The following is a 25,331-nucleotide window of genomic DNA, read 5'->3' on the forward strand; positions in this document are numbered from 1 at the left end:
GCGCCGTCTCCCGACGCACATTCTCAAAGTCCCATGCAGCATCGCTCAACAGGTGGTGGAGGCTGTAATACTCGGTCTCCGCCACCGTCTCGCTCATCTGTTCCAGGTTCGCACGAGGGCTTTGAAAAAGGCCCCGCAAGTACTGTTCAGCTTGCTCGGCCGTGCTTCGCGTTTTACTGCGGAAACACTCCCGGAACGACTGAAAATGGCTGGTCAGATTCTCGCAGCAGCTGGCCACCGCACGCCCGATCCCAAATAAATAAATTTGGCGATTTCATCGTCATACTCCTTATGTGGTAGAGCATTAGATATGTAGCTCAATAGCCTGTATTTCAACCATTTTAGAAATGTGGCAAAGTAGAATTAATGTGGAAGTCGTGTCAGCGACTCACGAATCCTGCCATGAGTCATGACTTTCATGATCGGCGGTGCCTGGAAGAGTCATCACCGTCAGGGCTGCGGTTTGCAGATTTCGGGATGTCCTCCACAGCAGTTGTCGGTCAGGAAACCGAGCAGGGCGTCGATTCTGTCCAGCGCGGCATGACAGCGAACGAAACGGCCTTCCTGTGTGGTGTTGACCAGACCGGCATGGGTCAGGGTCTTGAGGTGGAAGGAAAGGGTGGGTGCCGGTAATTGCAGTTGCTCGGCAATCAGGCCGACGGTCAGGCCCGCCGGCGCACTCTGCACCAGCAGCCGGAAAATGGCGAGGCGACTGTCTTGTGCCAGTGCGGCCAGCGCGGTGACGGCATCGGTATTGGTCATCGTTCCCACAATACCGAAATATTGCCGATCTCGTAAAGCATTTGCAGCCAGCCTGGGCATTGCCTTGGTCCTATCGGGTTTGCGACCATCATCCGGGTTTTTTACCGAGCAGGTGAACCGGAGTTTCACTTGCTTCTAGCATTCTAGCATTATGGAAATGTTTCGCAAGCTGAAGTCCATTGCGATGCGCGAATCGTCAGCTTGCTGGCGGGATGAAAAAAGGGCATCGCCACGGCGATGCCCTTCTCAAGCTGCGGCTGCTTAATGTGAAAGTCGCGTATGCGACTCAGGAATCTCCCCTCCCCCCTCGCGGGGGGAGGGGTCGGGGGGAGAGGGAAACGGTCATGACTTTCATGATCGGGGGTGTCTGGAAAAGTCATGACCGTTAGCCTAGAAGCCGGCACCCTTGATCGATTTCAGACCCTTGTAGACGGCCTTGTTGCCGAGTTGCTCCTCGATACGCAGCAACTGGTTGTATTTGCAGATACGGTCGGTACGCGACAGCGAGCCGGTCTTGATCTGCCCGGCGCCGGTACCGACGGCCAGGTCGGCGATGAAAGAGTCTTCGGTTTCACCGGAACGATGCGACGAGATGACGCCATAACCGGCTTTCTGGGCCATCTTGATGGCGTCGAGCGTCTCGGTGACGGTGCCGATCTGGTTGACCTTGATGAGGATCGCGTTGGCTGCCTTCATGTCGATGCCCTGCTTGAGACGTACCGGATTGGTGACGAAGAAGTCGTCGCCGACGATCTGCACCTTGTCACCGAGCGCCTTGGTCAGTTTGACATAGCCTTCCCAGTCGCTCTGGTCGAGACCATCTTCGATCGAGACGATCGGGTATTTCTTGCACCATTCGCTGTAGACGGCAATCATCTCGTCGTCGGTGAACAGCTTGTCGGGATTCGACTTCCAGAACTTGTAGCCCTGGCGGCCACCTTCGTCGAAAAGTTCGGAAGATGCGCAGTCGAGGGCAATGCTGATCTGCTTGCCGGGCTTGTAGCCGGCCGCAACGATCGCCTGCATGATGACTTCGAGCGATTCGTCGTTGGTGAGGTTGGGTGCAAAGCCGCCTTCATCACCAACGGCTGTGACATGCCCGCCCTTCTTGAGGATCGACTTCAGTGCATGGAAAACCTCGGTGATCCAGCGCAGCCCTTCCGAGAAAGTCGGCGCACCCACCGGCATGATCATGAACTCCTGGAAGTCGATCAGGTTGTCGGCGTGCTTGCCACCGTTGATGATGTTGGCCATCGGTGTCGGCAAGGTGAAGTCGCGATTCTTGTGGATCTTGCCGATGTATTTCCAGAGCGGCAGCTTGCTGACATGGGCACCAGCCAGCGTGATCGCCATCGAAGCGCCGAGGATCGCGTTCGCTCCCAGGTTCGACTTGTTGGGCGTGCCATCGAGAGCGATCATTGCCTCGTCGAGTGCGCGCTGGTCGAGAGGGTTCTTGCCCTTGAGCAGTTTGGCAATCTTGGTGTTGACGGCTTCGACCGCCTTCAACACGCCTTTACCGAGATAAGCGTTCTTGTCGCCATCACGCAGTTCGCAGGCTTCGAATTCCCCGGTCGACGCACCTGATGGGACTGCGGAGCGGGCCATGAATCCGTTGTCGAGCGTGATGTCGACCTCGACGGTCGGGTTGCCGCGCGAGTCAAGGATCTGTCGACCGACGACCTTGGTGATCTTGACGAATTCAGGGGTGACGTCAGACGCTGCCTCGGCTTGCTCGGGCTGTTCGACGTTCTCGGCCTTCTCGGCCTTTTCTGCTTTCTTGACTTTGTTGGCTTTTGCCATGATGGAGCTCCGTAGGAGTGGTTCGGTGGAAAGATCGAGGGAAATTTCTCCCGGTGATCATACCGAATTCAGATGACAAGGTGCAATGCCTGACAACGAAATCAGGGTCAATTCGTCCATCCAGATAAAGCGTGGAGAATCGGTCACTTGTGTGTCACAGAGAAGATCTTCAGCGAAACACAGGCATCCAGCATGAATGGACTCCGGAAGGAAATTGCAGTGTGCTGGACGATGTGTTACAAGGTAAACTCATCGCGGATTCACGAATTCAACCGCAGTCCCTCTCGCCAAATGGTTTTTTCGTTTTTCAAGAAGCAGCCACCGGAAAAGAAAATGGTTGCCCGGCCAGCCGCCGCTCCCCGCGCCCGCGACGAGCGGGGCGAAGCCCTGGGTCAGGCGCCGGATGATAAGCCGGCCGCCGCCGCGCCAGTCGGCCTGTTGCGGGCTGACCTCCCCTTTGCCACTCCGGTTTCCAAGATCGAAGGGCAGCCTCTGGATCTCAGCGAGTTTGTGTTCAGTGAGCACGCGCATGATATTCCGATCGAGGTTGAGATTGATCCGGTAGACGCCGAGGCTGAAGAGGCGGCCATGCTCTTTGCCAATGGCCAGGACAGTGCGGTGCGCTCGCTGCTCGAGAACTCGACCCGCTCCTACCGTTCCGGCCCGGGCGAGCGCTTATGGCTGATGCTTTTCGACCTCTTCCGGCTGACTGGCCAGAAAGCCCCTTTTGAGGCGCTGGGAATCGACTACGCACAGTCTTTCGAGAAATCGCCGCCAGGCTGGCGCGATACCGCTGTCGCCGCGCCGGTACACGCCAAAGTGGTTGGGTCGGTGTTGTTCAAGGGTGAGTTGACCGGTGATAACGATGCCGGATTTACGGCGGTACGCCAGGCTCTCGCGAGGAACCCGCGTCTTCGTCTCGATTTGTCCAAGCTGCGTAGACTGGATGCTGCCGGTTGCCAGTGGCTTCTGGATCTGCTGCAGCAGGCGCACAAGGATCGGCGCGAGATCGAGTTGCTGGGTCGTGATCACCTCGCGGCCCTGCTTGACCCCCTGATCATGCCCGGTCGAACAGAAAACCAGGCCTGTTGGCTGCTGAAGCTCGAGGTATGTCAGTTGCGCGGGCAGTTGGAGGCTTTCGAGGATCTGGCGGTCAACTATGCAGTGACCTTCGAGATTTCCCCACCCTCCTGGGAGCCCAGACGGGTGATGGAGGCCGAACCGCCGCCACTGGTGCTGGCCGTCGCCGATCAGTTGGTGACCGAGGCGTATGTCATCAAGGGCGATGTCAAGGCTTCCCGTTTCACTGACTTGCCGGCGTACGCTGAAGCCAACGATCCGGTGCTGATCGATTGCGCTGCCGTGACGCGTATGGACTTCCTGAGTGCCGGCGCCTTGCTCAACATCCTGACCATGGTCAAGCGGAAGGGCCGGCAGATCATTTTCCGTCATCCCCATTACCTGCTTGCCGAACTGTTCCGCGTCGTCGGGCTGAAAGCCGTGGCGGAAATCGTTCTCGCCAGAAACTAGAACCACCAACAGGAGTTTTGTATGGACCAGTACCACGGCACGACGATCCTGTCCGTTCGCCGCGGCAAGCGCATTGCCATGGGTGGAGACGGCCAGGTAACCCTGGGCAATATCGTCATCAAGGCCACTGCCCGCAAGGTTCGGCGCATCCATCAGGGGCGGATTCTCGCCGGGTTTGCGGGTGGGACGGCGGATGCCTTTACCCTGTTTGAACGTTTCGAAGCCAAACTGGACAAGCACCAGGGCAATCTGCTCCGCTCGGCAGTTGAACTCGCCAAGGACTGGCGCAGCGACCGTGCCCTGCGTCGGCTGGAGGCCATGCTGGCGGTCGCTGATCAGGAGAATTCACTGATCATCACCGGCAATGGTGATGTGCTCGAACCGGAGTATGGCATCGTCGCCATTGGCTCGGGGGGGGCGTTATGCGCAAGCGGCGGCACGCGCACTGGTAGAAAACAGCGAACTCGATCCGGCCGAGGTGGTCCGCAAGTCCTTGCAGATCGCCAGCGATCTGTGCATCTATACCAATCAGAACTTCACCATCGAGGTGCTCGAATAATATGTCGTCGATGACTCCGCAGAAAAATTGTTCACGAACTGGACAAACATATCGTTGGTCAGGGCAAGGCCAAGAAGGCCGTGGCGATTGCGCTGCGCAACCGCTGGCGGCGCGCGCAGGTCGCCGAGCCGCTGCGCCAGGAGATCACGCCGAAGAATATCCTGATGATCGGACCCACTGGTGTTGGCAAGACCGAAATCGCGCGCCGGCTGGCACGTCTGGCCAACGCGCCGTTCATCAAGATCGAGGCCACCAAGTTTACCGAGGTCGGTTACGTGGGCCGCGATGTCGAAACGATTATCCGTGACCTCGTCGAGATTGCCGTCAAGAGTGCTCGTGAACAGGCAATGACGGGCGTTCGTATACGTGCCGAAGACGCTGCCGAAGACCGCATTCTCGACGCCCTGTTGCCGCCGGCACGCGGCAATTTCTTCAACGATGCGCAATCGACGGAAGACAGTGCGACTCGGCAGAAATTTCGCAAGAAACTGCGCGAGGGCGAACTGGACCACAAGGAGATCGAGGTGGATGTCGCCGCTCCGTTGATGCAGGCCGAAATCTTCGCACCCCCGGGAATGGAGGAGCTGACCTCGCAGATTCAGGGCATGTTTCAGAACATGGGTGGGGGCCGCAAGAAATCGCGCAAGCTGAAGATCTTCGAGGCACGCAGGTTGCTGATCGAGGAGGAAGCCGCGAAGCTGGTCAATGATGAGGATGTCAAACACGATGCCGTCCGTAATGTCGAGCAGAACGGCATCGTCTTTCTCGATGAAATCGACAAGATCGCCTCTCGCAGCGACACGCACGGTGTGGACGTTTCGCGTCAGGGGGTGCAACGCGACCTGCTGCCGCTCGTCGAAGGTACCACGGTATCGACCAAGTACGGGATGATCCGGACCGATCATATCCTGTTTATTGCCAGCGGTGCTTTCCACCTGGCGAAACCCTCGGACCTGATTCCTGAACTGCAGGGTCGCCTGCCGATCCGGGTGGAACTGGATTCCTTGTCGGTCGCCGACTTCGAGTGCATTCTGACGCAGACTGACGCATGCCTGACCATGCAATACCAGGCACTGCTGGCAACCGAAGGGGTGACCCTCGACTTTGCCGCGGACGGGATCAAGCGCCTGGCCGAGATTGCCTGGTCGGTCAATGAGCGTACCGAGAACATCGGTGCTCGACGACTGTATACGGTCATGGAACGGCTGCTCGAAGAGGTGTCGTTCTCCGCCGGCGAGGGAAGCCTGGAGAGCGTTGCCATCGATGCAGCCTATGTGGACAGCCGGCTTGCCGAACTGGCGCAGAACGAGGATCTGTCGCGCTACGTTCTCTAGCCCGCAGCTCTGCCGCTTACTTCACTACCACCAGGACCGGCATCAAAGCAACTCCAGGGGCGGCATCAGGCCTGCAGCGTAAGCCGAAGAGCTGCCCTGCACAGCGGTCTGACCGAGCTTGGCCAGCACTTTGTTGGCTTCGCGCAAGCGGCCGAGCAGCTTGCTCAGCAGGACCTTGTTGAAGCGTTCCCGTACTTCGTCAGAACTCAAGTCCAGCGCTGCGCTATTGATCTCCAGGAACAGGGTCGGCTCCAAGGTCACCACCGTGGCGTGACGCCGGGGGTCGGTCGGGTGCAGGAATGCCATTTCTCCAACCACCTCGCTTGCGCCGAGCCGACAGATCACCCGTCCATTTGTGGAGATCTCGACAAAGCCGTCAACCACCACGCCAAACTTGCGATGGTTTTCACCTTCACGGATGAGCGTGACTTTTTCCGACAGTTCTCGCCAGACACTGATGCGCAGCACTTCCCACAACTCGATATCCTCGAACTCGGTGAAGAACTCCACTTTGCGCAACTTTTCGAAGTGTGTCAGATCTTGCTGCATCTGATCTTCTTCGAGCATCTGGTAGCGTACCGAGGAAAGATCCTTGGCAAACTCGGCACCATTGCGGTAGCGGCTGTACAGGTCCTTCTCGAGTGCCTTCTTGATGATCGGATCAAGGCCTGCCGGCAAAGTCGGGTTGAGTGCGCATACCGAAGGCGAGTCCATGTTGATGATCTTGTAGACCAGCGTTGCGGGATTGTTGGCGCGAAATGGTAGTCGCCCGGTCAGCAACTGGAATAGCAGGACACCAAGCGAATAGAGGTCGGTCTTGTGATTGAGCGGATAGTTCTTGACCTGCTCAGGGGACATGTAGGCTGGTGAGCCGACGCCCATGACGAAAGTCGAGTCCTTGCCCATATCCTTGAGGAGATTGAGCCCCAAACCGAAATCGGTGATTTTCGGATTATCGTCGGCATCCAGCAGGATATTGGCCGGTTTGATATCGCGATGCACGACGCCCTGGCGGAAGGCGTAATCGAGGGCCAGGCAGCACTTGAAGATGATGCCGATGACGCGGTGCATCGGCAGTAGGCGATTGATTGCACAATATTTGTCGAGCGCGGTGCCATCAATGAACTCCATCACCAGATACGCCTGTTCGGGTTCCACCACGGCGTCGTGGATCTTGACGATGTTCGGGTGATTCAAACGACGGCCGATCGCATCCTCGGTCTGGAAAAGCTTGCGCAGACGTCGCGACATGGCTGCATTTTCTTCACCGAAGCGGATCAGCTTGATTGCGACCTGGCTGCCCAGGTCCGGATCTCGAGCCAAATAGACGACAGCAGTCGCACCCTTGCCCAGGGAGCGAATGATTTCATACTTGCCGATCTTCTCCAACATGCCAGAACCACACCCTATCGACGACCATCGGGAATTGAAATGCTAGCAGCAGAATCGTCTTGTACATGAAAAATTATGCATGATTTGCCTCGCTGCCCGGCACGACCAAGGTAAAAAAAAGCTTGAAATCGAAGAACTCGCCCCAAACTCCTTTCCGTTTTAGGGAGATCAACATCTATGCAAACGAACGACAAAGTACCCGAAGAGACCACTGCTGCTACCGAAACACCGGAAATCGTTGCCTTCCCATCGGAAGCCGCGCCTGCAGGCGGCACGCCCAGTCTCGAAGAAACTCTCAGGCAAGCGCAACTGCAGGCAGAGGAGTACCACGATGCGTGGCTACGCGCCAAAGCTGAAACCGAGAATGTGCGCCGTCGTGCCCAGGAAGACATTAGCAAGGCTGCGAAGTTCGCTGTTGACCGTTTTGCTCGGGAACTGCTGGCCGTGAAGGACAGCCTCGAAGCTGCACTGGCGACCGAAACAGCCAGCGTCGAGAGCCTTCGGTCCGGTACCGAACTGACCCTCAAGCAACTGGTCGCCGCTTTCGAAAAATCGGCACTGACGGAAGTCGATCCGCTTGGCGAGAAGTTCGATCCGCATCGACACCAGGCGATCAGCGTCGTCGAATCGACACAGGAGCCAAACACCGTCGTCAGCGTACTGCAGAAGGGCTACCTGCTGGCTGACCGCGTGCTGCGCCCGGCGCTGGTCGTCGTCGCCAGGGCAGGCGCTTGAAATCGTCACGATAATCCCCAACTGCAGCGTATCACCAGACATTCCGGTTTTGGCGAATGTTTTTGAAAAACAATATTGAAAGGATTCTGATATGGGCAAGATCATCGGCATTGATCTCGGAACGACCAACTCCTGCGTTGCTGTCATGGAAAACGGCAAACCGAAAGTGATCGAGAACTCTGAAGGTGCGCGTACCACACCATCAACGGTCGCTTATGCGGAAGATGGTGAAATTCTCTGCGGAGCGCCGGCCAAGCGTCAGGCCGTGACCAATCCGAAAAACACTCTGTACGCGATCAAGCGGCTGATTGGTCGCCGCTTTGAAGAGAAGGAAGTGCAGAAGGATATCTCCCTGATGCCGTTCAAGATTCTCAGGGCGGACAATGGTGACGCCTGGGTCGAGGTGCGCGGCAAGAAGATTGCCCCGCCGCAGGTTTCCGCCGAAGTGCTGCGCAAGATGAAGAAGACCGCCGAGGATTACCTGGGCGAGGAGGTCACCGAGGCGGTGATCACCGTGCCGGCCTATTTCAACGATAGCCAGCGCCAGGCGACCAAGGATGCCGGGCGGATCGCCGGTCTGGAAGTCAAACGCATCATCAACGAACCGACGGCAGCGGCCCTGGCCTTCGGCATGGACAAGAAACAGGGTGACAAGAAGATCGCGGTCTATGACCTCGGCGGCGGTACTTTCGACATCTCGATCATCGAAATCGCAGCGGTCGAAGGCGAGCACCAGTTCGAGGTGCTGTCCACCAACGGCGACACCTTCCTCGGTGGCGAAGACTTTGACCAGCGTCTGATCGACCATATCATCGATGAGTTCAAGAAGGAATCGGGTGTCAACCTGAAGGCCGACGTGCTGGCCCTGCAACGCCTCAAGGATGCTGCTGAAAAAGCCAAGATCGAGCTTTCGTCCGGGCAGCAAAACGAAATCAATCTGCCGTACATCACCGCGGACGCCTCCGGGCCCAAGCACCTGACGCTGAAGATCACACGCTCCAGGTTCGAAGCGCTGGTCGACGATCTCATCGAGCGGACCATCGAGCCCTGCCGCATTGCGTTGAAGGATGCCGGCTGCAAGATCGGCGACATCGACGACGTCATTCTCGTCGGTGGCCAGTCCCGGATGCCCAAGGTGCAGCAAAGGGTGAAGGAGTTCTTCGGTCGCGAACCACGCCGGGACGTCAATCCGGACGAAGCGGTTGCCGTTGGGGCAGCGATCCAGGGTGGCGTTCTGCAAGGCGAGGTCAAGGACGTTCTGCTCCTCGATGTGACGCCATTGTCGCTGGGTATCGAGACGCTGGGTGGGGTGATGACCAAACTGATCAAGAAGAACACCACCATCCCGACCAAGGCGACACAGGTTTTCTCGACGGCGGACGACAACCAGTCTGCAGTCACCATTCACGTCCTGCAGGGTGAGCGCGAAATGGCCAGCGGTAACAAGAGCCTTGGACAGTTCAATCTCTCCGATATCCCGCCGGCGCCGCGTGGCATGCCACAGATCGAAGTCACCTTCGACATTGACGCGAATGGAATTCTGCATGTTTCCGCCAAGGACAAGGCCACTGGCAAGGAGAACAAGATCAAGATTCAGGCGTCTTCCGGCCTCAGCGAGGCGGAAGTACAGCGCATGGTCCAGGACGCCGAGCTGCACGCCGAAGAGGACCGGAAGGCGCATGAACTGGCGGAAGCCCGCAACCAGTGCGATGGCATGATCCACACCGTCAAGAAGTCTCTTGCCGAATATGGCAAGGAACTCTCCGACAGCGAGAAACATCTCATCGAAAGGGCGATGCAGGAAGCCGAGGAGGCCATTCGTGGCAACGACCTCGACACCATCAAGGCGAAGAACGAGGCGCTCGGGACAGCCGCGCAGAAGTTGGGTGAGAAGATGTACGCCAAACAACAGGAGCACGCGGGGGGGTACCGAGCATGCCGCAGGGACTGCTGGCGAAACGAAGAAGGATGACGGCGACGTCGTCGATGCCGAGTTCACCGAAGTCAAAGACAAGAAGTAGGCCTCTGCCTGCCAGGCGAGGCGTATAATCGCGCCTCGCTCCGCCCCTCCAATTGTTCAGATACCGATGGCAAAACGCGACTTATACGACATTCTCGGCGTCAATCGCGACGCCTCCGATGAAGAAATCAAGAAGGCTTACCGCAAGCTGGCGATGAAGCATCATCCGGATCGCAATCCGGACAACCCCAAGGCCGAGGAGCACTTCAAGGAAGTCAAGGAAGCCTACGAAATTCTCTCCGACCCGGAGAAGCGCTCGGCCTACGACCAGTACGGTCACGCCGGCATCGATCCACAGGCCGGCATGGGCGCCGCAGGGGCAGGGGGATTCTCCGAAGCCTTCGGCGGCATCTTTGATGAGATTTTCGGTGGTCGTCGCGGCGGTGGACGTTCCAATGTCTACCGTGGTGCCGATCTGCGCTACAACCTTGAAATTTCCCTCGAGCAGGCGGCCTTTGGCACGGAAACCAAGATTCGCATTCCGACGATGGAGGTTTGCGACGCCTGCCATGGCAGTGGTGCCAAGGCCGGTACGCAGCCAAAGACCTGTCCGACCTGTCAGGGAAGCGGTCAGGTTCGCCTGCAGCAGGGGTTCTTCTCGATTCAGCAGACCTGTCCGAAATGTCACGGAACCGGGCGCTTTGTTGCCGAGCCATGTGTTCCGTGTCACGGCGCGGGTCGGGTCAAGCAGCACAAAAGTCTGGCGGTGAAGATTCCGGCGGGTGTTGATGAGGGTGACCGGATTCGTCTCTCGGGCGAAGGCGAGCACGGCATCAATGGCGGACCTTCCGGGGATCTTTACGTGCAGATTCATCTCAAGACGCATCCTGTCTTTCAGCGTGAACAGAACGACCTGCACTGCGAGATGCCGATCAGTTTTACCACCGCGGCCCTGGGGGGAGAAATCGATATTCCGACACTCGATGGAGCGGCAAAGATCCGGGTTCCTGCGGAGACACAATCCGGAAAAATCTTTCGCTTGCGTGGAAAAGGCATCAAGGGCGTGCGTAGCAACACCCACGGTGACCTGCTCTGTCATGTGGTCGTGGAAACCCCGGTGCATCTCACCGAACGTCAGAAGGAGTTGTTGCGCGAGCTTGAGGAGTCCAGCCGCGAGAACTCCGCCCACCACAACCCGCGCGCCAAATCCTGGATGGATCGCGTGCGCGATTTCTTCGCTGCCACCTGAGATCTGTCGTCGCTGCGCCCTCGGCGCAGCGCAGTGCCAGGCGACACATTATTCAGCACGGAGTCGCTTCGTGTAAGGAGGGTGTCAGCTTGCTGCGCCATCCTGGGCTAGCGCGAGCCGGCGATCGGTAAACGGTCGCGGCACACGCACTACCTGAAGGAGATGGCATGAGGATCGCCAGAGCGCTACTGTTTGGTTTCTTGAGTTGGTTCGGCTGTGTGTTTGCCGCTGAGGTGGGTGTCACCGACAACAGCGTTCTGATCGGCATGACTGCGCCGTTTTCCGGCCCTAACGGGGCGTACGGACTGGACATGAAGATGGTCATCAACGCCTATTTTCGCCAGATCAACGACGCCGGTGGGATTCATGGAAGAAGGCTGGAGTTGCGCGCACTCGATGACGGCTATGAAACGGAACGTGCGGTAGCCAATACCCGCACCTTGATCAACCAGGAGAAGGTTTTTGCCTTGCTTGCGTCGTATGGTTCGAGTCCAACGACAGCGGCCATGAATGAGGTCTTTGGCGTTGCCAAAGTGCCGCTGGTCGGAGCGATTTCCGGTGCCGACTCGATCCGTCAGTCGCCCAGGGACAACCCGAAAAATCGCTACATGTTCAATGTGCGGGCGAGTTACGCGAACGAAACCGAAGCGATCGTCAATCAACTGGTCTCTCTCGGCTTCAGGAACATCGCTGTGTTGTACCAGAACGATGGTTTCGGCAAATCCGGCCTCGATGGTGTCATCACGGCGCTCAGGAAGCACAACCAGGCTCCATTAGCGGTGGCCACGGTGGAGCGTAACTCGGTCGAGGTCAGCCAGGCGGTGCAGACCATCGCCCAGGTGAACCCGCAAGCAGTAATCATGGTGACCCTGTACAAGCCGACTGCAGCCTTCGTTCGCGCGATGAGGAAAACCGGTCAGAAGCCGCAGTTCATGACCCTTTCGCCGGTCGGAGCGGACCTGCTGGTGCAGGAGCTTGGCGACGAGGCGCGCGGCATCGGCATTTCACAGGTCATGCCCTATCCCTGGAACGACACCACGCCGCTGGTGCGCGAATACCAGAAGCTGCTCGGCCAGAATGGAAAATTCTCCTACTACGGCGTCGAAGCCTACGCCATGGCGAAAGTGCTGATCGATGCGATTCGCAAAGCGGGCAAGGACCTGAGCCGCGACAAGCTGCTTGCCAGCCTGGAAGGCATGCAGAACCACGACCTGGGGGGCTATCGCGTCAGCTATTCGGCCAATGAGAGGTTGGGTTCCCACTTTGTCGATCTGACGGTCATTGGCAACAGTGGCCGGGTTCTTCGTTAATCCATCAGCGATCAGGCACGCCGCCAGTTGGTTCCCTTGGCGTCATCCTCGAGGACCACTCCCGCGGCCAGGAGTCCGCTTCGGATTCTGTCTGCTTCGGAGTAGTCCTTGCGTTTCTTCGCTGCCAGCCGGTCGGCGATCAGCGTTTCGATGGCGGTTGCGGAGATCTCTGCGTCGTTCGCCGGCGTCCCCTGCAAAAATACCTGTGGGTCACGCTTGAGCAGGCCCAGCAGGCCTGCCAGCCCTCGCAACTGGCTGGCCAGTTCCACGGACTTGCTGCGGTTCACCTCGCTTGCCAGGTCAAACAAAATTGCACACGCTTCGGGGGTATTGAAGTCGTCGTTCATTGCCTGGCAGAAGCGAATCGCATGCCGCTCATGCCAGTCCACTGCGGCCACTTCGACTGCGGGCTGCGCCGCCTTGATTGCGGTATACAGCCGGCTCAGCGCTTGCCGGGCATCATCGAGATGGGCATCAGAATAGTTGAGTGGGCTGCGGTAGTGCGCACGCAGGATGAAGAAACGCAGCACTTCGGGATCGTATTGCTTGAGGATTTCCCGGATCGTGAAAAAATTGCCGAGCGACTTCGACATTTTTTTCGTCATCGACACGAACGAAACCGTTATGCATCCAGTAGTTTACGAAAGGGCAGCGATGTGCGCCCTCGGACTGCGCGATCTCGTTTTCATGATGGGGAAACTGCAGATCCTGCCCGCCGCCGTGAATGTCGAAATGTTTGCCGAGCAGTTCCGAACTCATCGCGGAGCACTCGATGTGCCAGCCGGGGCGACCATTGCCCCAGGGCGATGGCCAGAAAGGTTCCCCTTCCCTGGCATGTTTCCAGAGCACGAAATCAAGCGGGTCGTCCTTGCCAGAATCAAGCTCGACGCGTTCCCCAGCGCGTAGATCGTCAACGGACTTGCCCGACAGCTTGCCGTAGCCAGGAAATTTGCGGACCGAGAAATTCACGTCACCAGCGGCCGCCTGGTAAGCCAGCCCGTTTTTCTCCAATCGCTCGATCAGGTCGAGCATCTGAGGAATATATCGGGTTGCCCGGGGTTCATGATCGGGTTTTTCCACGCCCAGTGCCGCTGCGTCTTCATCCATGAAGCCGATGAAGCGATCCGTCAGTTGGCCGATGCTTTCCTGGTTGGCCAGCGCCCGCTTGATGATTTTGTCATCAATATCGGTGATGTTGCGGACGTAGCACACCCGTAGCCCACTCGCTCGCAGCCAGCGCTGCACCATGTCGAAAACGACCAGAACACGTGCATGGCCGAGGTGGCAGTAGTCATAGACGGTCATTCCACAGACGTACATGCGGACGCAGCCGGGCGTGATCGGAATGAAGTCCTGCTTTTCTCTGGTCAGCGAGTTGTAGATCTTCAGCATTTTCAGGCTCACGGTAGCGCTCCGCAAAGGACGCACGCAGAGGACTTTGGTTTGGACGCACTTCTTGTTAGAATCGATCGGTTTAGTGACACCTAACCGCCGTGTGGGCAAGTATACCATAACCATGCACTCGAACCTCCCGACGTCTATGCCCACTTCCTCAGCCCTGATCGTCGGCCTCCTTCTGGGCTGCGCCGGATTCTTTGCCACTGCCGACACGCTGTCGGATGCACAGCGGCTCATGCGTCAGGGGCAGAAGTCACAGGCGCTCGAAAAGGTCGATGCCTACCTGGCGAGCAAACCCGCGGACGCCCAGGGGCGATTCCTCAAGGGCCTGCTCCTCACCGAGATGGGCAAGCCGCCGGAAGCAATTGCCGTCTTCAGCAAGCTGACCGAGGACTATCCGGAATTGCCCGAGCCCTACAACAACCTGGCGGTTCTGTATGCTCAGCAGAAACAGTACGACAAGGCGCGTACGGCACTCGAGATGGCCATCCGGATTCATCCGGGCTACACCACTGCCTACGACAACCTCGGTGATGTCTACGCCAGGCTCGCCGCTCAGGCTTATGACAAGGCGCTGCAGTTCGATCCGTCGAGGAGGGTGACACAATCCAAGCTGGCCAGGCTTCGGGAACTCAACAAGCCCTCGACAAGCAGCCCGGGGGTGGCAATGCGGCCGGCTGGCGAGACCAGCAGCCGGATGAGCGGTACCGAGCTGGCTGCCATGCCTGTTGCCTCAGCCCCGGCTGCCAGCACGGCGGCTGCCGTCGTGTCCGCGGGCCAGGGCATCGCTCCACTCGCCGCTGCGACGGCGGCTGACCAGTCGGCACAGCAAGCAGCGGCGGCCCGGGTCGAGGTGCCGAGGATGGCCGCGGCGGCTGCCGGCGACGAGGAGGCGGTGACGAAGGCCCTGCAAGCTTGGGCCAACGCTTGGTCACGCAAGGATGCCAAGGCCTATCTCGCTTACTATGCAGCGGATTTTCGTACGCCCAGAGGGATTCCCCGCAAGGCATGGGAAATCGAGCGTACCCGACCGATGAACAAGCCCGGCAGGCTACAGGTTGAAATCGAGGACATCAAGGTCTCGTTTGCCGACGATAAGGCAACGGTGAGGCTCCGACAGCATTACAGTTCGCCCTACCTGAAATCCACCGTGACCAAGACCATCGTCCTGGTCAAATCCAGGGGTAGGTGGCTGATTCAGCAGGAACGCATCGGCTGAAGATCATTATTTACCTGGAGGAATTCTCTGATGTACAGGAAACTTGCCCTGATTGCCGGTGGCTTGCTGTCGGTGGCGGCTTTGGCTACACCCAGCGTCGACATGCAGACCAGCATGGGCCGGATCGTGATTGAACTCGATTCCGAAAAGGCACCAAAAACTGTCCAGAACTTTGTCCAGTACGTCAATGAGGGGTTCTACAACGGCACGGTTTTCCATCGCGTCATTCCCGGCTTCATGATCCAGGGCGGTGGTTTTACCGTTGACCTGCAACAGAAGTCGGCGGCCAGGAAGGTGGAGAACGAAGGAAAGAATGGCCTGAAAAACGATCGGGGAACGATCGCCATGGCCCGTACCGCGGATCCGCATTCGGCGAGTTCACAGTTCTTCATCAATCACCGCGACAATGCCGCACTCAACTATCCCGCGAGCGATGGCTGGGGCTATACGGTTTTTGGCAAGGTCACACAAGGCATGGAGGTGGTGGACAAGATCGCCAGGGTGGCGACCGGAAACCGCTCGATGCACCAGGACGTTCCCCTTGAACCGGTCATCATCCAGTCGGTCAAGATCATTCCCGAGAAAGGAAAGCCATGATCAAGCTGCATACCAATTTTGGCGTCATCGCCATCGAAGTGGACGCCGAAAAAGCGCCCTTGTCAGCCAGAAACTTCCTCGACTACGTCGAGGCCGGTCATTATGACAACACCGTTTTCCATCGCGTGATTCCCGGCTTCATGGTGCAGGGCGGTGGCTTCGCGCCGGGCATGAAACAGAAGGCCTGCAAGGATCCGATCCGAAATGAAGCCAGCAACGGGCTCAAGAATGATGCCTACACGGTTGCCATGGCGCGTACCTCGGAACCGCACTCGGCCACCGCACAGTTCTTCATCAATCTGGTAAACAACGATTTTCTCAATTACCGTGCGCCTAATGCCCAGGGTTGGGGCTATTGCGTGTTCGGCAAGGTGGTTGAGGGTCGCGATGTGGTCGATCGGATCAAGGCAGTCAAAACGGGTTTTTCCGGCGGGCATGGCGATGTGCCCGTCGAAGATGTACTGATCGAGCGTGCCGAGGTCTGCTGATGACCGCACCAGTTCACGATTCATCCCCGTAGTGATCCTGTTCATTTCCGATCTGCATCTGGCGCCGCAGGCGCCGGGTGTCACCCGCATTTTTCTGGATTTTCTCGGTGGCCGTGCGCGTGCCGCCGAGCAATTGTTCATTCTCGGCGATCTGTTCGAAGCCTGGCCAGGTGACGACTGCCTCGAAGATCCGGAGGATTCTTTTGCCGCTGACATCGTCGATGCACTGCACGCGCTGGCGGCAGCCGGTGTTCGCGTGTCGGTGATGCATGGCAACCGCGATTTTCTGCTCGGAGACCACTTCGCCGCCCGCAGTGGCGCCCGGCTGCTGCCGGATCCTTATGTCCTGTCGCTGCCGGCATGGCAGTTCGTCCTGTCGCATGGCGATGCCTTGTGCACCGACGATCACGACTACCAGGCATTTCGTGCGCTGGCGCGTCGGCCCGACTGGCAGGCCACCTTTCTGGGCAAATCCCTGCCGGAGCGCAAGGCGATGGCCATCGCGGCTCGCCAGAAAAGCGAATCTGCCAAGCGCGACAAGGCGGACTACCTGATGGACGTCAATGCCGGTGCGACTGACGATTTCCTGCGTGCGCATGGCTATGCCACGCTGATCCACGGTCACACACATCGTCCGGCGACGCATGCCCACCTGGTCGACGGCATTCACGTCGAGCGCTGGGTCCTGGCGAACTGGCAGGAGACGCAAGGCGAGTTTCTTTGCTGGGATGGCCGGGAACTGTACCGGGAGCGCTGGATCTGATTCCCTTCGGTCGTTACCACGGCGCACGCAGGCCATGAGCAAGCCCGCGGTCGACATCCTGCGCCGGGTTTTCGGCTACCCGTCGTTTCGTGGTCAGCAGGAGGAAATCGTCGACCAGCTCGTCGCTGGCGGTGACGCACTGGTGCTGATGCCGACCGGCGGCGGCAAGTCGCTCTGCTATCAGATCCCGGCACTGCTGCGCCAGGGCGTTGGGGTGGTCGTCTCGCCGCTGATCGCGCTGATGCAGGACCAGGTGGATGCCCTGCGCTTGGCGGGTGTGCGCGCGGCTTTCCTGAACTCGTCGATGGATTTCCGGTCGGCGGTCGATACCGAGCGCCGATTGCTGGACGACGGGCTGGATCTGATCTATGTGGCACCGGAACGGCTGCTCAGCGAGCGTTTCATCGGCCTGCTCGAACAACTCGTCGCGCGCCGGCAACTCGCACTCTTTGCGATTGACGAGGCGCATTGTGTTTCACAATGGGGACACGATTTTCGCCCGGAGTACATTCAGCTCTCACAGCTGCACCAGCGCTTCCCTGGGGTACCGCGAATCGCCCTGACGGCGACTGCCGACCAGCTGACCCGGCAGGAAATCATCACCCGCCTGAACCTCGAGGAAGCGAGCTTGTTCGTCGCAAGTTTCGATCGGCCAAACATCCGTTACACGATCGTCGAGCGTGACAACCCGCGCAGGCAGTTGCTGAGCTTTCTCGGTGCGCACCATGGTGCGGCCGGCATCGTCTATTGTCTTTCGCGCCGCAAGGTGGATGAAACCGCCGTCTGGCTGAATGCGCAGGGAGTGACTGCCCTGCCGTACCATGCCGGACTGACCGCTGGCGACCGGCAGCGTCACCAGCAGCGCTTTCTGCGCGAGGATGGGCTGGTGATGGTGGCCACCATCGCTTTCGGGATGGGAATCGACAAGCCCGATGTGCGCTTCGTCGCCCATCTCGACCTGCCCAAGAGCCTCGAAGCGTATTACCAGGAAACCGGGCGCGCCGGGCGCGACGGTGATCCGTCGCAGGCGTGGATGACCTACGGATTGAATGATGTGGTCATCCACCGGCAAATGATCGAGGAGTCGTCGGCACCGCTCGAGCAGAAGCGCGTCGAAAGGCAGAAGCTCGAGAGCATGCTCGCCTACTGCGAATCGGGACAGTGCCGTCGCGTCCTCCTGCTCAACTATTTTGGCGAGGCCGCAGCGCCCTGCGGCAACTGCGATGTCTGCCTTGACCCGCCGCTGCTCTGGGACGGTACGGTGGCTGCACAGAAAGCACTGTCCGCAGCCTTGCGAACCGGCCAGCGTTTTGGTGCCGGGCATCTGATCGACATCCTGCGTGGCAAGCTTACCGACAAGGTCAGGCAGTTCGGTCACGACCGCCTGCCGACTTTCGGCGTCGGAGCGGAGATGGACGACATGGGCTGGCGCTCGGTATTTCGGCAGTTGCTCGCCGCTGGGGTGCTCGAAGCCGACGCTGCGGCCTACGGGGCGCTGAAGCTGACGGACAGCGCACGGCCGATTCTCAAGGGGGAAATCAGCCTCAAGCTGCGACGGCGTTCGGATCGGCCAAAGGGCAAGCCAGCCCGGAGCAAGGTCGTGCCAGGCAGCTCGCCGCAGCGAGCCAAGGATTCGCCACTGCTGGCCAGGCTGCGGACCTGGCGCAGCGAGAGAGCGCGCGAACAGGGTGTGCCCGCTTACGTGATCCTGCATGATCGCGCGCTCTACGAGATCGCTGCGCTGCTGCCCGACTCTGTGCAGGCGCTGCTCGCCGTACCGGGGATCGGCCTTGCCAAGGCCGACCGCTACGGCGAAGACCTGCTGGCCATCGTCGCGGCGGCTGACTGATTTCAGGGCGACGTCGCCGGATAGGGATAGAGTCTGTCGAGTGCGACGCTCTGTCCGGAAGGCTGCACGATGCGTACATGCTCGCGGTGCAGTTCGCGGGCATGGCGCAGGCCGCAGGAGTGAGCGATCATTTCGATTTCCCTGTTCATGTTCCGGCAGTAGGACGCCACCCGCGTCGCTTTGTCCTCGACGACCAGGCCGCGCTGCAGGCGCGGATCGTGCGTGGTGACGCCGGTCGGACAAGTATTGGTGTGGCAGCGCAGGGCCTGGATGCAGCCCAGCGAGAACATGAAGCCACGCGCGGTATTGACGAAATCGGCGCCCGTCGCCAGCGCCCAGGCGACGCGCGCCGGCGTCACCAGTTGGCCGGCAGCGATGATCCGAATCCGTTCCTTGAGGCCGCTGGCCAGCAGTGCGTCGGCAACCAGTGGCAGGGCTTCGTCAATCGACATCGCCATGTGATCGGCCAGCGCCTGCGGTGCGGCACCACTGCCGCCCTCGCCGCCGTCTATGGTCAGAAAGTCGGGTGCTGCCTGCAGACCACGCTGCGCGACCGCTGCCGTGAGTTCCTGGATGAAGCGATCACCTCCGATGGCGGTCTTGACACCCACTGGCTTGCCGGTGATGGCCCGGACATGTTCGACCCGGTCGAGCAGTTCGTCGATGTTGGCGATGTCGCGGTGGCGGTTCGGGCTCAGTGAATCGCGTCCTTCGGCGATGCCGCGGATGCGTGCGATCTCGGGCGTCACCTTGTTGCCCGGCAGAACCCCGCCCTTGCCCGGCTTGGCTCCCTGCGAAAGCTTGATCTCGAAAGCCCGTACGCTCGCTTGTGCGGCGAGTTCGCGCAGGCGCTCGTCGGACAGCTCGCCGTTGCCATCCCGAACGCCGTACTTGGCCGTACCGATCTGAAAGATGATGTCGCAACCGCCTTCCAGGTGATAGGGAGAAAGCCCCCCCTCACCGGTGTCCAGCCAGCAGCCGGCCGCCGCTGCGCCATGAGACAGCGCGCGTACGGCAGGTTGGGAGATGGCGCCAAAACTCATGGCACTGATGTTCACCAGCGAGCGGCCGACGAAAGGGGTCCGACAATGGCCTTCACCAATCACCAGCGCTGGTGTTGCCTGTTGCTCCTCATCGAGGACGGGGAACGGAGCATTGACGAAAACCAGAGCGCCGGGCGTATGGATCCGGTAGGTCGAGCCGAAGCCGATAATGCCACCTTCATTCTTGGCCATGCGGTAGACCCAGCTGCGAGTCGCCCGGTCGAAGGGCATCTCGTCTCGGTCGCCGAGAAAAAAAATACTGCCGGAAGTATTCGCCGAGAGTCTCGAAAAAGTAGCGCAAATGACCGACCAGCGGAAAATTCCGCAACACGGCATGCTTTTCCTGCGTGACGTCCTGTACATAGAGGTAAACCAGGCCGCCGGCGAATGCAAGGGCAAGCATCACCCCCAGGCCAACAAGCAGCAGGTCAAGCATATGTGTCTCCCTTCGGTGGTAGAATTGGTCAAGTCAGCTCTTAGTGTACGGGAATTGTCATGACCTTTGCAGCCATGCTGGATACGGAAATCGAGCGCAACGTCGCGGCCGCGCTCAGCGAGGATGTCGGGAGCGGCGACCTTACCGCACAACTGGTTCCCGCCGGCGAAATCCGGCGCGCCACCGTGATTGCTCGTGAAAACGCCATTCTTTGTGGGACCGCCTGGTTCGAACGCTGCTTCACCCGGCTCGATGCGGCGATCGCCATCGTCTGGAAGGCGGAGGATGGCCAACGCATCAACCCGGATCAACTGCTTTGCGAAATCGAGGGACCGGCGCGCGCCCTGCTCACCGGCGAACGCAGTGCGCTCAACTTCCTGCAGCTGCTTTCCGGGGTTGCCAGCAAAGCCAGGCAATACGCTGATCTGGTTGCCGGTACGCGGGCGCAGGTGGTTGATACGCGCAAAACGATTCCCGGTCTGCGCCTGGCACAAAAGTACGCGGTCAGATGCGGTGGTGGTGGCAATCACCGCCTTGGCCTCTATGACGGGATTCTGATCAAGGAAAACCACATTCTTGCCGCCGGCAGCATCGCCGCCGCCCTGGCTGCCGCGCAACGGATCGCCGAGAGCGCGGCAGGTCGTTGCCAGTTCGTTCAGATCGAAGTCGAAACCCTGGCCGAGTTGGGGCAGGCACTCGATGCCGGTGCGGAAATGATTCTGCTCGACAACATGGGGCTTGACGAGATGCGTGAGGCCGTAGCGATTGCCGCCGGTCGTGCCGTTCTCGAAGCGTCGGGCAACGTCAGCCTGGATAGCGTGCGTGCCATCGCCGAGACCGGAGTAGACCGCATTTCGATTGGCAGCCTGACCAAGGATGTTCGCGCCCTTGATCTGTCGATGCGTTTTCAGGTGCTGTAGGCGTTCGCCAACACAGCGTGCGGCTTTGCTGTAGGGTTGCCGTCCGGCAGCGCGATCGCCGACCGGAACGGTGAGCAAGGCGGTCATATAAAATTTGGCCCGAGCGATGCAAAGCCGGCTGGCCGTTGGTTCTGCGCAACAAGGGGGGGTGGTCCGATGCTGTTTGCGCTGTTTTACGTGTTGGCAATTTCGATTCTGATCATGCACTTCACGGGATTCCTGGCGCGGCATAATCTCGAATGGCTGATCCTGGTGCTCGCCGTCGCCGTTTTTCCGGCCGTGATCTATCTCTAGAACGCGGTTTCTCCATCCCGCTTCGGCCGGGCTGCCCAGAATCAGCGCAGGTGCTGCGCTATGAAGCTTCTCACTGCATCAACACTGACGTCCATGACCGCAACCCGTTGGGGCAGGTTTTCGATCCCCTGCAGGCTGGCTGGCCGTTCGGGTTTCCGGCCAAGGGCCTCAACCAGGGTTTCCTCGAATTTGACCGGCAAGGCTGTCTCGAGGACGATCATCGGTATCTCCGGTGTTCGCCACTCGCTGCCGACCTTGAGCCCGTCAGCAGTGTGCGTATCGATCATCAGGCCATACCTGTCGAAGGTTCGGCGGATCGTTGCCAGACGATCGGCGTGCGAGCTTTTCCCGGAAACAAAGCCGAATTCCGGCAATCGGGCAAAGAACGACGTTCCGGACAGGTCAAAGCTGCGACCCGCATCGACCGCTGACCACAACTCGCGAACCATGGCCGGATCGCGGCCAACGAGATCGAAGACAAAGCGTTCGAAGTTGGACGCCTTCGAGATGTCCATCGACGGACTCGACGTGGCGCAGGTCTCGGCTGCCGCGCGTGGGCGGTAGACGCCACTCCGGAAAAATTCGTCGAGCACGTCATTCTCGTTGGTCGCCAGAACCAGTCGGCCGATCGGCAGACCCATCATGCGCGCGATGTGGCCAGCGCAGATATTGCCGAAGTTGCCTGAAGGTACCGCAAAGTCGACCTGTCGGGCGTTGCCGCCGGCAGTCGCTGCGAAGTACCCCTTGAAGTAGTAGACGATCTGCGCGGCAACCCGTGCCCAGTTGATCGAGTTGACCGCTCCGATCTTGTACTTTGCCTTGAAGGCATGATCATTGGACACCGCCTTGACGATGTCCTGGGCATCATCGAACATGCCACGTACCGCGATGTTATGGATGTTCGCATCGTGTAGAGAATACATCTGCGCCCGCTGGAAAGCGCTCATCCGCTCGTGCGGCGAGAGCATGAACACCTGCACACCCTGTTTGCCGCGCATCGCGTATTCGGCCGATGAACCGGTATCGCCCGAGGTGGCGCCGAGGATGTTGATTTCCTCGCCCTGCCTGGCCAGTACGTACTCGAAAAGATTGCCGAGCAACTGCATGGCCATGTCCTTGAAAGCCAGGGTCGGGCCGTTGGATAGTTCGAGGATCGCCAGTCCGCCTTCGCCGCGCGCGGGATCCGGTGGTTCGAGCCAGAGCAAGGGGGTGATCTCGCTCGCCTGTGCTCTGACGCGACCGTTGCAGTAAACCTCGGCGGTGTAGGTCCTGGCCAGCAAGGCTTGCAGATCGGCTGCGGGGATATCGTCAATGAATCTGGAGAGTACGGCGTAGGCCAGATCGGCGTACGACAGACCCCGCCATTGCTCAAGTTCATCACGGCCGATCTGCGGGTAAGCCTCCGGCAGGTAGAGGCCGCCGTCTGGCGCCAGCCCGCCGAGCAGGATCTCGGTAAATGTGTGAGCTGATGAATTCGGTGAACTGGCGGTGTGACCGCGAGTCGAGATATAGCGCATGGCGATGACCGTAAGGAAGAGGCGGATGGGGTATGGAGGATTGATGGCGACTGGCGAGCAGTCTACCATGCCAGGCTCTCCCCTGACGCCGGTGCGGAGCCGTGTTTCCGGTATGCCTGTGCGCAGGGAAAGCTCAGCCCGTGACGACGCAATTCTTGCCTGCCCGCTTGGCCGCGTAGGTCGCTGCGTCGGCACGCAGAATCGAGTGTTCGAGCGATTCGCCATTTTCCTGCACGACGACGCCGGCACTGAAGGTCAGGACGATGTCCTTGCCCGGGATGGCCTGCGCGGCAAGTTGTCGCTGAAAACGGGAAATTGCGGTTGCCGCCTGGCTCAGTGCCGTTTCGGGCAGCAGCAGGACAAACTCCTCGCCACCAAAGCGACAGAGGATGTCTGATGGGCGTAGCGCTGTGCGCAGAACCTTGACCAGATGAACCAGTGCCTCGTCGCCCACCTGGTGTCCGAGGGCATCGTTCAATCGCTTGAAGTCATCGAGATCGATCAGCGCCAGTGCCAGGGGGCTGTGCTTGCGGTGTGCGCGCGCCGCTTCGCGTTGGTAGGCTTCAGCAAAGCCGTGACGGTTGAGTGCGCCGGTCAGCGCGTCGGTATGGGCTGCCGCTCGCGCTTCGCTCAAGGCCCTCTCGAGGTCGCCGATGCGCAGTTCGGCGGCCAGCAGTGCCAGTGCGGCAGCTTCCCGTTGGTGCGTAGCGAAACGGTGAATGTGCGTGTGTTGCGCACGGCCGACCGCTGCCTGCAGGAAATCGGACGGCTGTGCCGACGGCATGGCATGAAGGGCAGGGCGCCGGTGCAAACGGCGGGAGACGCGCCGGGAAGAATGCATAATGGCTAAGTGGTCATGCTTGAACATTTTACTGGCTCCGTCGCGCTGCCGGTGAGGGTGGGTAGTACCCTCAGAAACGGATGTCTGCTCGAAATCTTGAGATTTTTTTCACGAATCACTAGTGGCGTCTTGTATCCATTAGCGAAATTTGACAAGCAAGTCGTGTTCACGACTTTGCATCTCGTCTCAGCCGTGTGCACGGATCACTGTGGATTCTGTCCCGTTCTTGTCTACCTGGGGTATCGTTCGGCCTTGGGAGGGCATTTACCATGGAGTCCGTTCCCGAGAGTGAGGTTTCGAAATGTCAACCGATGTGTGGTTTGCAAGCACAGGGATCCAGCCTTGCCAAGGAGGAGAGGCCGCCGCTCTGAGACCTGGCCCCGGCTTGCCGGGTGGCCGGCGCCTCCCATCAACCGTCAGGGAGGTGTGAACCGATGCGACTACGCGATCTGGGTGATCTGATTCTTCTCGCCGCGCTCTGGGGTGGTTCCTTTCTCTTCATGCGCTACGCCGCGCCGGCTTTCGGACCGCTGGCACTGATCTGGCTGCGCGTCGCAATCGCCGCTTTGTTTCTGGTGCCCCTGCTGCTCCTGCGCCGGCAGGGCTGGGCACTGCGTGAGCACGTGTTCGGCATCGCGGTGATGGGCCTTTTCGGTTCGGCATTGCCATTCGTGCTGATTGCCTGGGCGATGCTGTCGATCACCGCAGGACTGGCTTCGATACTCAATGCCACGGTGCCGATCTTCACTGCACTGATCGGCGCCCTCTGGTTGCACGAGCAACTCGGCGCTTCGCGCGCGGCGGGTCTGGCCGTCGGCTTTGCCGGCGTCTTGCTGCTTGCTGCCGATCAGGCTGATTTCAAGCCCGGCGGCAGCGGCTGGGCGATCGTCGCGATGTTGCTGGCGACGCTGTCCTATGGCTTTGCCGCCAACCTGACGCGGCGCCTGCTCGGTGGCGTTCCCGCGCTGGTCAGTGCTGCCGGATCACAACTCGTCGCCGCCATCATCCTGCTGCCTTTCGCGCTGTGGTTCTGGCCGAGCGTGCAGCCCGGCGGCATGGCGTGGTCGGCAGCGATCATTCTTGGTCTGGGCTGCACGGCGCTCGCCTTTCTGCTGTTCTTTCGCCTGATTGCCAACGTCGGCGCCTCGCGTGCGGTGACCGTGACCTTTCTGATCCCGCTCTTCGGCGTCCTCTGGGGCAGCGTCTTTCTTGGCGAGAGACTCGACGCCGGCATGTTTTTCGGTGGGGTGGTCGTCGTGCTGGGCACCACGCTGGCCACCGGGGTGCTGCGCTGGCCGGCGCGCGCCTGACCTCGTGCGTAGTGCATGGCATTGG

At 59.7% G+C, this 25,331-nt stretch carries 18 protein-coding genes and 5 pseudogenes; 15 read left to right on the forward strand and 8 right to left on the reverse strand.

The genetic code is table 11. The features are described from left to right. From E4Q08_RS26205 to eno, 3 genes are all read right to left on the reverse strand, one after another. Positions 1-238, reverse strand: a 238-nt coding sequence (locus E4Q08_RS26205) for a transposase (RefSeq protein WP_211203465.1), incomplete at its 3' end; no start/stop codon positions are given. A gap of 212 nt (positions 239-450) precedes the next feature. Next, a complete protein-coding gene (locus E4Q08_RS16700; protein WP_034917455.1) occupies positions 451-762 on the reverse strand; it encodes an ArsR/SmtB family transcription factor in 312 nt (103 codons plus the stop codon). A 390-nt stretch (positions 763-1,152) separates the two neighbouring features. Continuing rightward, positions 1,153-2,562 carry a phosphopyruvate hydratase gene (eno, locus tag E4Q08_RS16705; RefSeq protein ID WP_248594973.1) on the reverse strand — a complete coding sequence of 470 codons (1,410 nt, stop codon included), beginning with the start codon at positions 2,560-2,562 and terminating at the stop codon, positions 1,153-1,155. A 333-nt stretch (positions 2,563-2,895) separates the two neighbouring features. Between eno and E4Q08_RS16710 the strand changes: the two genes are divergently transcribed. The 3 genes and pseudogenes from E4Q08_RS16710 to hslU all read left to right on the forward strand — a co-directional run bounded on the left by E4Q08_RS16710 (position 2,896) and on the right by hslU (position 5,985). After that, positions 2,896-4,092, forward strand: coding sequence for an STAS domain-containing protein (locus tag E4Q08_RS16710; RefSeq protein ID WP_169071211.1), 1,197 nt, complete (start codon positions 2,896-2,898; stop codon positions 4,090-4,092). Between the two features lie 21 nt (positions 4,093-4,113). Continuing rightward, positions 4,114-4,651: pseudogene (gene hslV / locus E4Q08_RS16715) on the forward strand (ATP-dependent protease subunit HslV). 1 nt (position 4,652) lies between these two features. Next, positions 4,653-5,985: pseudogene (hslU, locus tag E4Q08_RS16720) on the forward strand (ATP-dependent protease ATPase subunit HslU). A 42-nt stretch (positions 5,986-6,027) separates the two neighbouring features. Here the strand turns inward: hslU and E4Q08_RS16725 are convergent. Then, complete coding sequence (locus E4Q08_RS16725; RefSeq protein WP_169071212.1) at positions 6,028-7,377, reverse strand: serine/threonine-protein kinase; 1,350 nt, start codon at positions 7,375-7,377, stop codon at positions 6,028-6,030. A gap of 177 nt (positions 7,378-7,554) precedes the next feature. On the opposite strand from E4Q08_RS16725, the gene grpE reads away from it, so the two are divergent. From grpE to E4Q08_RS16745, 4 genes and pseudogenes are all read left to right on the forward strand, one after another. Continuing rightward, positions 7,555-8,112, forward strand: a complete 558-nt coding sequence (gene grpE / locus E4Q08_RS16730) for a nucleotide exchange factor GrpE (RefSeq protein ID WP_034910138.1) — start codon at positions 7,555-7,557, stop codon at positions 8,110-8,112. A gap of 91 nt (positions 8,113-8,203) precedes the next feature. Then, positions 8,204-10,133 (forward strand): annotated as a pseudogene (dnaK, locus tag E4Q08_RS16735) (molecular chaperone DnaK). Positions 10,134-10,199: 66 nt separating this feature from the next. Further along, positions 10,200-11,321 (forward strand): molecular chaperone DnaJ, encoded by a 1,122-nt coding sequence (dnaJ, locus tag E4Q08_RS16740; protein ID WP_034914591.1) that lies wholly within the window; start codon positions 10,200-10,202, stop codon positions 11,319-11,321. A 167-nt stretch (positions 11,322-11,488) separates the two neighbouring features. Beyond that, complete coding sequence (locus tag E4Q08_RS16745; protein ID WP_169071214.1) at positions 11,489-12,631, forward strand: ABC transporter substrate-binding protein; 1,143 nt, start codon at positions 11,489-11,491, stop codon at positions 12,629-12,631. Between the two features lie 11 nt (positions 12,632-12,642). On the opposite strand, the pseudogene cysS reads toward E4Q08_RS16745, so the two are convergent. Further along, a pseudogene (gene cysS, locus E4Q08_RS16750) lies at positions 12,643-14,029 on the reverse strand (cysteine--tRNA ligase). A 142-nt stretch (positions 14,030-14,171) separates the two neighbouring features. Here cysS and E4Q08_RS16755 point away from each other — a divergent pair. Genes E4Q08_RS16755 through recQ form a run of 5 tightly spaced genes read left to right on the forward strand, consistent with a single transcriptional unit; the run spans position 14,172 to position 18,945 of the window. Further along, a complete protein-coding gene (locus E4Q08_RS16755; RefSeq protein WP_034915299.1) occupies positions 14,172-15,248 on the forward strand; it encodes a L,D-transpeptidase Cds6 family protein in 1,077 nt (358 codons plus the stop codon). Between the two features lie 30 nt (positions 15,249-15,278). Further along, the gene (locus tag E4Q08_RS16760; RefSeq protein WP_169071216.1) at positions 15,279-15,845 is read left to right on the forward strand and encodes a peptidylprolyl isomerase; all 567 of its coding nucleotides are present in this window, start codon (positions 15,279-15,281) and stop codon (positions 15,843-15,845) included. Next, on the forward strand, positions 15,842-16,333 hold the full coding sequence (locus E4Q08_RS16765) for a peptidylprolyl isomerase (RefSeq protein ID WP_034915295.1): 492 nt from the start codon (positions 15,842-15,844) through the stop codon (positions 16,331-16,333). The genes E4Q08_RS16760 and E4Q08_RS16765 overlap by 4 nt, the downstream gene beginning before the upstream one ends. Before the next feature lie 31 nt (positions 16,334-16,364). Then, positions 16,365-17,096 (forward strand): UDP-2,3-diacylglucosamine diphosphatase, encoded by a 732-nt coding sequence (locus tag E4Q08_RS16770; protein WP_034915291.1) that lies wholly within the window; start codon positions 16,365-16,367, stop codon positions 17,094-17,096. Between the two features lie 34 nt (positions 17,097-17,130). Beyond that, a complete protein-coding gene (recQ, locus tag E4Q08_RS16775) occupies positions 17,131-18,945 on the forward strand; it encodes a DNA helicase RecQ (protein WP_169071217.1) in 1,815 nt (604 codons plus the stop codon). 2 nt (positions 18,946-18,947) lie between these two features. On the opposite strand, the pseudogene E4Q08_RS16780 reads toward recQ, so the two are convergent. Then, positions 18,948-20,424: pseudogene (locus E4Q08_RS16780) on the reverse strand (FMN-binding glutamate synthase family protein). A gap of 59 nt (positions 20,425-20,483) precedes the next feature. Here E4Q08_RS16780 and nadC point away from each other — a divergent pair. Further along, positions 20,484-21,344 (forward strand): carboxylating nicotinate-nucleotide diphosphorylase, encoded by an 861-nt coding sequence (nadC, locus tag E4Q08_RS16785; protein WP_169071218.1) that lies wholly within the window; start codon positions 20,484-20,486, stop codon positions 21,342-21,344. Between the two features lie 156 nt (positions 21,345-21,500). Further along, positions 21,501-21,638 carry a hypothetical protein gene (locus E4Q08_RS16790; protein ID WP_169071219.1) on the forward strand — a complete coding sequence of 46 codons (138 nt, stop codon included), beginning with the start codon at positions 21,501-21,503 and terminating at the stop codon, positions 21,636-21,638. Positions 21,639-21,679: 41 nt separating this feature from the next. Here the strand turns inward: E4Q08_RS16790 and thrC are convergent, their stop codons facing one another. Together thrC and E4Q08_RS16800 are read right to left on the reverse strand one after the other, a co-directional pair. Then, complete coding sequence (gene thrC / locus E4Q08_RS16795) at positions 21,680-23,155, reverse strand: threonine synthase (RefSeq protein WP_169071233.1); 1,476 nt, start codon at positions 23,153-23,155, stop codon at positions 21,680-21,682. A gap of 133 nt (positions 23,156-23,288) precedes the next feature. Continuing rightward, the gene (locus E4Q08_RS16800; RefSeq protein WP_034913429.1) at positions 23,289-23,939 is read right to left on the reverse strand and encodes a GGDEF domain-containing protein; all 651 of its coding nucleotides are present in this window, start codon (positions 23,937-23,939) and stop codon (positions 23,289-23,291) included. A gap of 491 nt (positions 23,940-24,430) precedes the next feature. On the opposite strand from E4Q08_RS16800, the gene E4Q08_RS16805 reads away from it, so the two are divergent. Continuing rightward, positions 24,431-25,306, forward strand: a complete 876-nt coding sequence (locus E4Q08_RS16805; RefSeq protein WP_034913432.1) for a DMT family transporter — start codon at positions 24,431-24,433, stop codon at positions 25,304-25,306. The last annotated feature ends 25 nt before the right edge of the window (positions 25,307-25,331 follow it).

Source organism: Candidatus Accumulibacter contiguus, assembly GCF_012940005.1.
GTDB lineage: Bacteria > Pseudomonadota > Gammaproteobacteria > Burkholderiales > Rhodocyclaceae > Accumulibacter > Accumulibacter contiguus.

Excerpts from the sequence above, each read along its gene's own strand:
- E4Q08_RS16755 (WP_034915299.1), top strand. The coding sequence starts at position 14,172 with ATGCCCACTTCCTCAGCCCTGATCGTCGGCCTCCTTCTGGGCTGCGCC.
- E4Q08_RS16805 (WP_034913432.1), top strand. The coding sequence starts at position 24,431 with ATGCGACTACGCGATCTGGGTGATCTGATTCTTCTCGCCGCGCTCTGG.
- E4Q08_RS16700 (WP_034917455.1), bottom strand. The coding sequence starts at position 762 with ATGACCAATACCGATGCCGTCACCGCGCTGGCCGCACTGGCACAAGAC.
- E4Q08_RS16760 (WP_169071216.1), top strand. The coding sequence starts at position 15,279 with ATGTACAGGAAACTTGCCCTGATTGCCGGTGGCTTGCTGTCGGTGGCG.
- thrC (WP_169071233.1), bottom strand. The coding sequence starts at position 23,155 with ATGCGCTATATCTCGACTCGCGGTCACACCGCCAGTTCACCGAATTCA.
- nadC (WP_169071218.1), top strand. The coding sequence starts at position 20,484 with ATGACCTTTGCAGCCATGCTGGATACGGAAATCGAGCGCAACGTCGCG.
- grpE (WP_034910138.1), top strand. The coding sequence starts at position 7,555 with ATGCAAACGAACGACAAAGTACCCGAAGAGACCACTGCTGCTACCGAA.
- E4Q08_RS16725 (WP_169071212.1), bottom strand. The coding sequence starts at position 7,377 with ATGTTGGAGAAGATCGGCAAGTATGAAATCATTCGCTCCCTGGGCAAG.
- E4Q08_RS16710 (WP_169071211.1), top strand. The coding sequence starts at position 2,896 with ATGGTTGCCCGGCCAGCCGCCGCTCCCCGCGCCCGCGACGAGCGGGGC.
- E4Q08_RS16745 (WP_169071214.1), top strand. The coding sequence starts at position 11,489 with ATGAGGATCGCCAGAGCGCTACTGTTTGGTTTCTTGAGTTGGTTCGGC.
- E4Q08_RS16790 (WP_169071219.1), top strand. The coding sequence starts at position 21,501 with ATGCTGTTTGCGCTGTTTTACGTGTTGGCAATTTCGATTCTGATCATG.
- dnaJ (WP_034914591.1), top strand. The coding sequence starts at position 10,200 with ATGGCAAAACGCGACTTATACGACATTCTCGGCGTCAATCGCGACGCC.
- recQ (WP_169071217.1), top strand. The coding sequence starts at position 17,131 with ATGAGCAAGCCCGCGGTCGACATCCTGCGCCGGGTTTTCGGCTACCCG.
- eno (WP_248594973.1), bottom strand. The coding sequence starts at position 2,562 with ATGGCAAAAGCCAACAAAGTCAAGAAAGCAGAAAAGGCCGAGAAGGCC.
- E4Q08_RS16800 (WP_034913429.1), bottom strand. The coding sequence starts at position 23,939 with ATGCCGTCGGCACAGCCGTCCGATTTCCTGCAGGCAGCGGTCGGCCGT.
- E4Q08_RS16765 (WP_034915295.1), top strand. The coding sequence starts at position 15,842 with ATGATCAAGCTGCATACCAATTTTGGCGTCATCGCCATCGAAGTGGAC.